General features: G+C 57.0%; 11 protein-coding genes. 6 read left to right on the forward strand and 5 right to left on the reverse strand.

What is annotated here, in order from left to right:
* Both EOA29_RS16375 and EOA29_RS16380 read right to left on the reverse strand, forming a co-directional pair.
* A partial coding sequence (locus EOA29_RS16375) for a dienelactone hydrolase-related enzyme (RefSeq protein WP_127221150.1) occupies positions 1-771 on the reverse strand: 771 nt, incomplete at its 3' end.
* On the reverse strand, positions 761-2,371 hold the full coding sequence (locus tag EOA29_RS16380; RefSeq protein ID WP_127221151.1) for a hypothetical protein: 1,611 nt from the start codon (positions 2,369-2,371) through the stop codon (positions 761-763). The genes EOA29_RS16375 and EOA29_RS16380, both read right to left, overlap by 11 nt.
* Before the next feature lie 731 nt (positions 2,372-3,102).
* Here EOA29_RS16380 and EOA29_RS16385 point away from each other — a divergent pair.
* Entirely contained in the window at positions 3,103-3,447 is a 345-nt protein-coding gene (locus tag EOA29_RS16385; protein ID WP_127221152.1) for a hypothetical protein, read from the forward strand.
* Here the strand turns inward: EOA29_RS16385 and EOA29_RS41445 are convergent.
* The 3 genes from EOA29_RS41445 to EOA29_RS16395 are packed head-to-tail and all read right to left on the reverse strand — an operon-like array spanning position 3,444 to position 4,752.
* Positions 3,444-3,608, reverse strand: a complete 165-nt coding sequence (locus EOA29_RS41445; RefSeq protein ID WP_189478909.1) for a hypothetical protein — start codon at positions 3,606-3,608, stop codon at positions 3,444-3,446. The two genes, EOA29_RS16385 and EOA29_RS41445, sit on opposite strands and share 4 nt — an antisense overlap.
* Complete coding sequence (locus tag EOA29_RS16390; RefSeq protein ID WP_127221153.1) at positions 3,605-4,153, reverse strand: thermonuclease family protein; 549 nt, start codon at positions 4,151-4,153, stop codon at positions 3,605-3,607. Before EOA29_RS16390 ends, EOA29_RS41445 begins: the two co-directional genes overlap by 4 nt.
* Positions 4,150-4,752, reverse strand: coding sequence for a hypothetical protein (locus EOA29_RS16395; RefSeq protein ID WP_127221154.1), 603 nt, complete (start codon positions 4,750-4,752; stop codon positions 4,150-4,152). The genes EOA29_RS16390 and EOA29_RS16395 overlap by 4 nt, the downstream gene beginning before the upstream one ends.
* Before the next feature lie 132 nt (positions 4,753-4,884).
* On the opposite strand from EOA29_RS16395, the gene EOA29_RS16400 reads away from it, so the two are divergent.
* The 5 genes from EOA29_RS16400 to EOA29_RS16420 form a co-directional block, all read left to right on the forward strand.
* Positions 4,885-5,493 (forward strand): lytic transglycosylase domain-containing protein, encoded by a 609-nt coding sequence (locus EOA29_RS16400; protein WP_189478910.1) that lies wholly within the window; start codon positions 4,885-4,887, stop codon positions 5,491-5,493.
* A gap of 12 nt (positions 5,494-5,505) precedes the next feature.
* Positions 5,506-5,820, forward strand: coding sequence for a TrbC/VirB2 family protein (locus tag EOA29_RS16405; protein WP_023720448.1), 315 nt, complete (start codon positions 5,506-5,508; stop codon positions 5,818-5,820).
* A gap of 3 nt (positions 5,821-5,823) precedes the next feature.
* The gene (locus EOA29_RS16410) at positions 5,824-6,117 is read left to right on the forward strand and encodes a VirB3 family type IV secretion system protein (RefSeq protein WP_023720449.1); all 294 of its coding nucleotides are present in this window, start codon (positions 5,824-5,826) and stop codon (positions 6,115-6,117) included.
* Positions 6,114-8,516 (forward strand): VirB4 family type IV secretion system protein, encoded by a 2,403-nt coding sequence (locus EOA29_RS16415; RefSeq protein ID WP_127221156.1) that lies wholly within the window; start codon positions 6,114-6,116, stop codon positions 8,514-8,516. Before EOA29_RS16410 ends, EOA29_RS16415 begins: the two co-directional genes overlap by 4 nt.
* A 46-nt stretch (positions 8,517-8,562) precedes the next feature.
* A partial coding sequence (locus tag EOA29_RS16420; RefSeq protein WP_145969687.1) for a hypothetical protein occupies positions 8,563-8,786 on the forward strand: 224 nt, incomplete at its 3' end.

Genomic DNA, 8,786 nt, shown 5'->3' on the forward strand with positions numbered 1-8,786 from the left:
GTTAAGTGGACCCCAGGCCCTTCTGAGATCGGTCAGCTCAATCTCAGGCTCGAGGCTGTCACGTATCAATCGTGTCGCGCGACCCGTCCAAACCATATCTGCTAGACTCCCCGCCGTGAGAAACAGTGAGGCTTTTGACACAGCCGAGTCGTGCGCAGCAATTAACCCCGCAACCCAGGAGCCTAAGCTCATACCGAGAACCGAAATCTCTCGATAGCCTTCGATCTTCAACCAACGTATGAGTTTTCGCCCATCGAACACTGCCTGCCTTACAGATTGAATCGTTCGACCGAGATTAGGGCTAAGCATATAGTCGGCGTGCACGGAGCCGGGTCGGCTGCGCTCGAAGTGGTAAGGCATAGCAATCTCGACAACAGTGATGCCACGCTGCGAGAAAAAGTTGGCAATCTGACGATTCCGGGCGCTCGCATTCCAATGGTGAAAAATCACCATCGCCTGATCGAACGACCCGCTTTCTGTGATTTTCGCGGAGACGACGTTGTTCTGTTCGATATCAGTACAAATGTCCGATGGAAATTTGAGCCACCCACCTAGCCTATCAAAACCCTGATCACTCACACTCGGCTCATCGAAAAAGGCTGGATTAGCCACGGCTTGGTCCGCAAGGGCGCAGAATTCCTCGATACTTGTTATCTTTTTCGCACCTGGAAAGGCGCGTTCGGCGTCAAGGACGAAATCCGTTGGCTTCTTCCCTTCCTCACCGCGTCGCGCCCGCCGCTCATCCCAATGATCAAGCCAACTATGATACACTCTGATTTTTTCCTAACTTAATCGCTTTCCGTCGCCCCAACTCTGGATCAAACAGGCCGTATATTGCGAACAGCACTCCAACGCCGAGAAGGATCGAAAAGCCAGCAAATGCATCGATCAGCAAGTAGTCAGCCACGAGTAACGCTACGATCGCTGACATTCTCCACAAGGGCATAAACCGACGTCCGACACCTAGACGGATGGATCCGTATAGAAATACAACACAGGTCGAAATAGCGACAAGAAGGCTACTGTAATGGGTCGGCCTACGGTAGATGATCCCGGCGCTCACATCATTGAGCCCATAGAAGGCGGAAGACATATCGCCGACCAACCAAGCCACAATATTCTCTCCACGCGATGTCAGGTAAGCACTCTGGAGCTTCATGACCATGGCGATGGAAAGTCCCAAAACAGTACATCGAAAAATCGCGCGCATAACCCTGAGGCTGGCTTCATAGAGCTGGTCTTGATAATCCACCTCCAGCGGATTACTCGCTGCTGCTCCAATTCTCCAAAGATCATGGATCACCGTATAAAGCAAAATTAGGCCTACGAAGAACAGATAAAAACAGAGGCACATATATAGATAAGCGAGCCCCGTGAATACGACTGCTTCCGGCACCGATATAATCTCAGGGCGCACAATCGCTAACGAGCCCCAATCCGTCGCATAGTTGCCGCCACCTTTGATCAACGGGATTAACGACACGCCGATCCACTGAAAAAGACCGGCGAACATCACACAAATCAAAAAAACCGCCCAATATGAATACGAAGAAGCTTCAACGTTGCTCGCCCAAGCATCGTCGCTTTCCGTCTTGTCGCCCTGCGCTACAAGCTTTGGGCGCCCTTCATTTTTCCAAAAGGTCACCAGCTCGGTCACGAAGGCAAAAAACAGTGGCAGAAATACCATGAAGACGAATGTCCAATTCGCTGTCCAAAGAAATCCAACCTGCTTGACGACGCCATCCGCCCGACCATATGTGACGCTGTGAATCCCCGTGAGATACGACAAAAACCCAAGAGCGGTGACACCCGCAAACACCGACGCCGGTAAATTCAGGGGAGATCCGTGGCTAAAAAACGCCTCCGATTTCCTCGCCAAACTAAAACGCCGGCTCGGCCCCTTGGGGTCAGTATAGCGTGTAAGCACTGCTCGGGAGTCTGTATCGTCATCGAAGGTCGCAGTCAGCGCCGTATCTGGAATCTCCTGTGCAACGCTGCTTCCGGCTCTCTTCCATTCTCGTCTCTTGGCCGATAGCCGCGATTGCGCCGCACTAAGCTCCATCTGCCATTCGCTAGTTGCGACCGGATCATCGCATCCAAAAATCCTCGCCAGCCAACGAATGTTGGCAGTGCTAATTCCCTTCTCGTTCTCTTGAAACCAAAGCTGCACCGTTCGCAGATCGACCCCATCTCGATTGGAATCAATCTGTGAAATCGCCTCTGCAAGGAGCTCGGGCGTCCATGGGCCAGCAGGAAACCCGTCGTTGCCCAACAGTCGACCCGCGCCTGCCGCCGCCAGTCGTTTGAATAATTCTTTGAAATCACTCCCGTCTCTCGGCGGAGGGAGAAATAATTTTCCGTTCTTAAACAATAGCTTATAGGCTCTATTTTCGTTCCGCTTCGCGAGGCTTCGTATCCTATCGTGCCTTCGCGCTCAATCAACGTTTTTATCAACTGGATTTGGCCGGCACGGGAGAAGATCGAATGACGGGTGATCCCCTGAAGAGGGTGAACACGGATGTTGTGGGGGAGATGTTTCGCAAAACCGCCGGCCAAGGCACTGAACCGCCCGGATCGGTCGCAGGGCGGGCCCCACCTTACGATGCGGTGATGATGAAAAGAATTTTGCTGTTCAGACTTTACGGACAGTCGGATGAGCAGGCCGAGTTCAGATCATGGACCGGCGCTCCTTTGAGCGGTTCCTTGGTCTTCTGGATGCCGGCGACAGAGTCGACGCGGGTTGCTGGCCAGCTCAAACACCGGCGCCGAAGGCAGGCCGATGCCGAAGAATATCGAGCACGGCAGCCGGACATGCCTCCGAACCGGTGCCCTTGTCGAGCATCCTTTCGCCGACAGAAGGACCGCATGGGACTTTTCATCCCACCATCGGCCGGTCGCGCCCGCGGCAAGTCAAAATCGGCGTGGGCAATTTCGCCTACGATCTGAAAGGTTTGTCTGGTGGCAGGGTAATGTGACCGCATGAGCGAAAAGTAGGGGAAGCCAAGGCCTCGGGGGCCTGAGAAGCAGAGGGATGAACCCATCCCTATTTTTCTCGCCTCCCCAGGTATCATTTACGAACTGTCATGAGCGTGGAGCCGGTCGATGCCCATTCAAGTGGTCTGTAACAACGGAGTGATGGAAGAGGCCGATGGGGTCGCGAATCTGATCGCGGCGCATCGTCAAGCAGTCGGCATGGTTGAACGTCTCGGCAAGCGATGGATGGGGGCCGAAGGGCCGGACGCGACCCTGATCGGCCGGCGATTGGATTCGGTCATGGCGGAAGAGGCTATCGCGCGTCGGCGCGCGGCCGCTGCGCCGGTGGCCGATGTCGTTGAGATGAAAATGAAGGCAGCTTATTTCTGTCGGTTGTTGGGGAACGACTGGCGCGAGGTTGATGTCGACGATTTGCGGGCGGTGCTCGGTTCTTTCACGAAACTGCAGTCCTAAGAGAACAACGCCGAAATCCATGAGGCCACGGTATTCCAGGCCGCATAGAGCCCGGCAGGTACCAAGATGATCGCGATGAATGCGATAGCATCGCCGATGGCGCCGTCGGTGCGTCCTTCCACGGGATAGTAATATTTGTGCGCCTCATCGTCATGCTTCATTGTTGTATCTCCGGCCGCTTGTTTAGCAGCAGCTGCACAGGATGCTGAAACGTCATGCTCCATAAACCTGTGCGTTTCATCTTAGCGTTGATTTCCGCGACAAGGTAGTTCTCATTGACGGCTTTGCCCTTTGCTGTCGTTGCGGCAAACGCGTATCCGGTCGCTATGAGCGCGGTGCCAACGTCAATTGTTTCGCCATCGAGCTGCGCACCGCACACGACAAAAACCGCCTTGTCGAGGGCGTAGCCGATTGGCTGGCATGTCACCGCGGCGCTATCGAACAGGGCTGCCAGGTGCGCCAGCGAGGTGTTCCCGCAATCGATTTTGTTTCCATTTGGCTCTTCGGCTGACGTACCTCGAAGACACGACTGGATGCCATAGAGGCGGAAAAGTTGATCTCGGTCACGCCAGGTATCTCCAGTCAGCAGTTGAGCCGATTTCGATACCGCGAAGGGAGCTGGTACGCTGGCGTTGGTGACATCCTGCGCTCGTGCCGATGCGCACACGGAAAATGCGGCCAGCACTGCAAAGCTGGCCTGTTTCATTCCTGGAACTGTCCACCGAGGTCGGCAGAGTGCTCCAGATCGGGGCGCAGCGACTTGCCGTCCCTGTTGCGTCCGATTGCGGCCATGTCGAAGAAAACCATTTCGTCATCGTCGTAGGCGACGTTGTACGGGTCGTTTGTATTGCCCGCACCCACGAGAGAAAAACACGACACGGCGTCGGGTTCATTCTTCTTGCTTTGCAGCACAAGCGTTTTGCAAAGCACGACAGAAGCACGGTGGTTGTAGATTCCTTCTTCATAGTCCTGCGCGGCCTTCGTGCAGTCCCACTCCTGCGCCTTGTAGGTAATCTTCGGTTTTGGGCAAGCCGCGAGACCGCGCAGTCGATAGGCCACGCCGTTGATGACGCGCTCGGTCGCCGACGGCACCTTCACCGGCGCGCTCAGGGCGGCCGCGTCGCGCTGAAAGAGCGCGCCTTTCGCATCGTAGCGCTCATAGACGAACACCTTCTCGCCCGGCTTCGCAAACTGCAGCAGGTAGTGTTCCGACGGCTGCGCGAAGGCGCTTGGGGCGTCGGCGCCACCAGCATGAGCCACAGCGCCCTGGAGGAGCAAAGCCGTACAAAGGGCAATCTGTTTCATCCAAATTCGTCCTTGTGGTGCATATGGTGTTGACACTTTACTAGGGCTGCGTGTAGCCATAGTAAAGTGTTAAATTTTGGCGATAGTATGAACACTCGAACAGCTCTCCTGTTGACCCTTTGTGCTGCTGCAATGCCATTGGAAGCGCACGCCTGGGACCTGGCATCAGACCGCGTCGCAGTCGCCTTTGCAACGCCGGCGCAAGCGCTTCCCTCAGTCGGGGCGCAGAGGCCTGGGGCGTGCAAGACCGGAAACCGCACTGAAGTGGCCCAACTTGTGCGTTCAATCGCGCAGGACGAAGGGTTCGACGCCGATCTGGCCGAGGCGATTGCATGGGCTGAAAGCGATCTCGGCGCCAGTCAGGGTCCGTCAAAGGCCGGAGCCCTTGGGATCATGCAGTTGATGCCGCGCACGGCGGCCGATCTCGGCGTGAACGACCGTTGCAATACGCAGGCGAATGTCCGGGCTGGCCTGCGCTATCTGAAGTCACTCTATGACGAGTTCCAGGATCCGCTGCTGATGCTGGCGGCTTATAACGCCGGGCCAAACAGCGTCTACAAGGCGCAGGGCATTCCGGTGAATCCGGAGACCGCGGAATACATCGCAAAAATACTGAACCGCTGGAAGTTCGGCGGTGTCGTGAAGAAGTCCGTCCTGCCCAAATCCGAAATGCTCGCGGAGGCTCCGCCAGCAAGCGAGGACGCTTGGCAGGATGGTCATGTCATGGATTTTGGCAACTGAAAGGAGCCAGGGGTGGAATACAGGAAAGCAGGTAAATTTGCCCTGAAACTGGCTTTGGCCTCGGCAGTCGGAATAGCTCTGGCGCCAGCAACCGCGTACGCCCAGTCGGCGGCGCCAGTCGAAAACGTGCTGGAGTGGTTCGTCGGCGTTCTGCAGGGCAACATAGCGCGCTCATTCGCCATCATCGCGGTCTGTTTTCTCGGCTTCCTCGCTATGACGGGGCGGCTGGCATGGATGATGGCTTTTTCCATCATCATTGGCATCGCTCTGATCTTCGGCGCGGCCCAACTGGTGGATGCGGTTCGCGCGACCGCGGGAGGCAGCTGAGACATGGACGACGAGGAAGTCTATGTCGAGCCGGTCAGCCTGCCCCTCACACGCCCCCCGATGAAATGGGGGGTGCGCTATGAAGTTTTTGCACTGAACGGCATCCTGGCGGTGATCGGCTTTATCGCCACGAGCAGCTTCATGCTCGGTCTTGGCGTGTTCGGCGTGGTGCATCTGGTCAGCGCATATCTATGCCAGCGCGACCCCTACATGTTTCATATTTTCGAGCGGCGCGTCTCCAAACGCGGAGCCGTGGCGAACCTCACTTTCTGGGGGGCGAGGAGCTATTCGCCATGAGTCTCGATGCGGACCTGAAATTTGGCCGTGAGCGCCGCCGCGAAAAGCCCGCTGCGATGCACATCCCCTACCTTCGCCACGTCGATGACAATTTGATTGTGACGAAGAGCGGCTTTCTGGTCGGCGCCATCCAGCTCAGCGGCCTGCCGTTCCAGACGATGGACCAGGCCGAGTTGAACAGTCGAATGTTCAACCGCAACACCACGTTCCGCAATCTCTCGACCTCTCGCTTTGCGGTCTACACAACGATCATCCGCCGCCACGTGACGCCGGAGATCGAAGGCGACTTTGACAATCCTTTCGTGGCCGAGCTCGACGCCCGCTACATGGATGAGCTTGGATCAAAGAACCTTTTCGTCAACGAGGCGTATCTGACGGTCATACGGCGCCCAATGGTCGGCCGTGTCGGATGGGTGGACAAGGCGCTCAATGCATTCCGCATCAGCACTGCCGGCGAAGAAACCCGTGAAGAGGCAATAGTCGAACTGCATGACATCCTTGACGGCATGGTCAAGGATTTCGCCGCTTATGGGGGACGTCTTCTCGGTGTCGTGAAGCGTCGCGACAGCTTCTTTTCCGAGCCCGCGGAATTTCTGGCGAAAATTCTCGCCGGTGGCGGCGACGTGGAAATGCCTTTGCCGCGCATGTCCCTTGGCAAAGTGCTGCCAACGCGGCAGCTGTTTTTTGGCAAGTCGGCGCTGGAACTTCGCGGGCCGGACGCAGCCAAGCTCGGCGCCATGGTGTCGATCAAGGAATACCCGCCGTTCACCGCTCCGGGCTCATTGGACGGTCTGTTGCGGCTGCCGCATCAGTTTGTCCTGACGCAGAGCTTCGCGATCGAAGACCGTGTCACGGCGATGCGCAGGATCAACACTATCGCCAACCAGGTCGAGGGTTCCGACGAGGCGGGCACGACGGTCGAGGTCTCCGTCCACGACGGTGCCGACAAGCTGGCCGGCGGCGAAGTCGTTTTCGGACAACATCACATGAGCGTCATGGCATTGGCATCGGATATGAATGGCCTCAACCGTGCGCTGTCCGACATCACGGCCGAGCTTTCGCGCATGTCGATCGTGCCGGTCCGCGAGACACTGAACACGGAACTCGCCTTCTGGGCGCAGTTGCCGGGAAATTTCAGCTACATCGCGCGACGTGCTTTGATTTCGTCCCTGAATTTCGCCGGCCTTTTCTCAGGGCACAATTTCCCGTCGGGCCAACGCGAGAGGCTGCACTGGAAACGCCCTATCGCTTTGCTCGAAACGACCAGCCAGACGGCCTACTATTTCAATTTCCACGTTCATGATGTTGGGCACTTCACGGTGTTCGGCCCGACCGGCTCGGGCAAGACCGTGGTGCTGTCCTTCCTGATGGCGCAGGCTATGCGCATCATGCCGCGGCCGCGCTGTGTCTATTTCGACTACATGCGTGGCGCCGAGATCTTCGTTCGGGCACTCGGCGGTCGATACGAGGTGATGGAACCCTCCCAGCCGACCGGGTTCGCGCCGCTGCAGCTTGATGACACGGCGGAAAACCGTTCTTTTCTTGAAGACTTGCTCATCTACATTCTGACGCCGGAAGGCGGCGTGCTTGACGTGGCGGAGATGCGCGTCATCAACGCCGCCGTCGACATGATCTACAAAATCCCGCGCGAACAGCGGACCTTCGACCTGCTGCCTGAAGTGCTGCGAGGCTCGCTTATGCCTGGCATGAATGATCTGGCGGCGCGGATACAACCCTGGCTCGACCCAAAGGACAAGGGCTGGCTTTTCAACAATCCCGTCGATCTGATCGATTTCTCGAAACCCGTCGTCGGGTTCGACATGACGAAGATCCTGGGCGACGGAAAGCTGCGCTCGGCGGCGTTGCTCTACATCTTCCATCGTCTTGAGGACGTCATCGACGGCTCGCCGATCATGCTCTTCCTCGATGAAGGCTGGAAGCTGCTGGACGACGAGGTTTTCGCTGCTTTCATCAATGAGACGTTGAAGACCATTCGTCGCCGCAACGGCGTGGTCGGCTTTGGCACGCAGACAGCGGAAGACGTCGTCAGCTCCTCCATCTCCTCGTCCCTGATCGAGCAAACGAAGACCAACATTTTCTTCCCCAACCCGAAGGCGAGCAAAGACTCCTATATGGAGCGCTTCTCGCTGACAGCGAAGGAATTCGAGTTCGTGCGCCGAACCGCGAAGGAAACACGCACCTTCCTCGTCAAGCACGACAGCGACTCGGTCGTAGCCAAGCTCGATTTGTCGGCGATGCCCGATCTCATCAAGGTTTTGTCCTCGAACGAAGCCAACAGCAAGGAATGCGCACGGCTCCGGGAAACCTACGGCGACGAGCCGGAGATGTGGCTGCCGTACTTCTGCGGATGGGAGAACGAGCATGACGAAGCGGCTTAGCTGCTTTTGTCTGGCTGTCGTTCTCGCGACAGCGGGAAGCATGACCATGGCCGCCGCTCAAATCGCGGTCATTGACGGACCGAACCTCGACAAGCGGCAAGAGGACGAGCAGCAGAGCACGAAGTCGGATGAGGCCAAGAAGGACGAAACCGACAAGAAGAAAAGCGTCGTCTGCACCTACTCGAACAAATACCGCTCACAGATGTTTCGCCGATCCCCGGCCGAAGCGTTGCAGCGCGACGCGGGCAATGTGAAGATGATCCGCTATTA

Source organism: Mesorhizobium sp. M1E.F.Ca.ET.063.01.1.1 (assembly GCF_003998155.1).
Lineage (GTDB): Bacteria > Pseudomonadota > Alphaproteobacteria > Rhizobiales > Rhizobiaceae > Mesorhizobium.

Coding starts and splice junctions, on each gene's coding strand:
- EOA29_RS16390 (WP_127221153.1), bottom strand. CDS start 4,153: ATGAAACAGGCCAGCTTTGCAGTGCTGGCCGCATTTTCCGTGTGCGCA.
- EOA29_RS16395 (WP_127221154.1), bottom strand. CDS start 4,752: ATGAAACAGATTGCCCTTTGTACGGCTTTGCTCCTCCAGGGCGCTGTG.
- EOA29_RS16385 (WP_127221152.1), top strand. CDS start 3,103: ATGCCCATTCAAGTGGTCTGTAACAACGGAGTGATGGAAGAGGCCGAT.
- EOA29_RS16410 (WP_023720449.1), top strand. CDS start 5,824: ATGGACGACGAGGAAGTCTATGTCGAGCCGGTCAGCCTGCCCCTCACA.
- EOA29_RS41445 (WP_189478909.1), bottom strand. CDS start 3,608: ATGAAGCATGACGATGAGGCGCACAAATATTACTATCCCGTGGAAGGA.
- EOA29_RS16415 (WP_127221156.1), top strand. CDS start 6,114: ATGAGTCTCGATGCGGACCTGAAATTTGGCCGTGAGCGCCGCCGCGAA.
- EOA29_RS16400 (WP_189478910.1), top strand. CDS start 4,885: ATGCCATTGGAAGCGCACGCCTGGGACCTGGCATCAGACCGCGTCGCA.